The 958-nt window shown below is 70.5% G+C and carries 1 protein-coding gene; it reads left to right on the top strand.

Going from position 1 to position 958, the window contains the following annotated elements; genetic code table 11:
* Positions 1–31 precede the first annotated feature (31 nt).
* Positions 32–958: IS110 family transposase (locus MKK58_RS13635; protein ID WP_243912571.1), on the top strand; the 927-nt coding region annotated here is incomplete at its 3' end.

Raw genomic sequence — 958 nt, 5'->3', positions numbered from 1 at the left:
GCGGGCGCCCGCGTACAGGACAGGATCCGCCATGCTCAGCCTCGTACCGGTGGCCGGCATCGACGTCGGCAAGCACGTCCTCGACCTCGGGTTCCATCCCGCCGCCAAACCGCTCCGGTGTGACAACACCCCGACCGGCATCGAATGCCTGATCGACGCCCTGCGCCAGCGCGGCGTGCTGCGCGTCGCCCTCGAGGCGATCGGCTCCTATGCCCATCCCGTCACGACGGCCCTGGCCGAGGCCGGCTTTGCGGTCGCCCTGGTCGATCCGCGCCGGGTCCGGGCCTTCCGCACGGCGGAAGGACAGATCGCCAAGACCGACCGGCTGGACGCCGCGCTCATCGCGCGCTTTGCTCAGCGCATGCCCGAGCACCTGCACCCCGCGCCCGAGCCCGATCAGGTCCGGCTCAAGGCGCTCTCGACCCGTCGGCGCCAGATCACCGAACTGATCGCCATGGAGAAGACACGTCTCAAGCAGGCTCTCGATCCGCTGGTGGCCGACAGTCACCGGGCGGTGATCGAGACCCTGGAGAGGGCGTGCGCGGCCATCGAGGCGGAACTCGATCAGCGCATCGGCGCCGATCCGGGCCTGGCCCGCAGACGCACGATCCTCACCTCGATCCCGGGGATCGGCCGGCGCATCGCGACCGTGCTGATCACCGACATGCCCGAACTCGGACGGCTCGACCGCAAGGCCGCCGCGAGCCTCGCCGGCATGGCCCCTCATCCCACCCAGAGCGGGAGCCATCCCGGACGTCACGCCATCGCGGGCGGTCGCCCCTGCCTGCGCACCGCGTTCTATATGGCCGGCATGGTCGCGGCCCGAACGTGCCCGGCCTTCAAGGTGCCCTACCGGGCCATGCGAGACGCCGGCAAACCCGCCAAGGTCGCCATCATCGCCATGGGCCGGCGTCTCGTCGTCCTCGCCAACGCGCTGGTCAAGGACAACAAAACCTTC

Origin of the sequence: Methylobacterium sp. J-078 (assembly GCF_022829285.1) — a bacterium.
Taxonomy (GTDB): Bacteria; Pseudomonadota; Alphaproteobacteria; order Rhizobiales; family Beijerinckiaceae; genus Methylobacterium.
The sequence above is the reverse complement of the archived record's forward strand: the minus strand, read 5'-3'. Positions and strand labels throughout refer to the sequence as shown.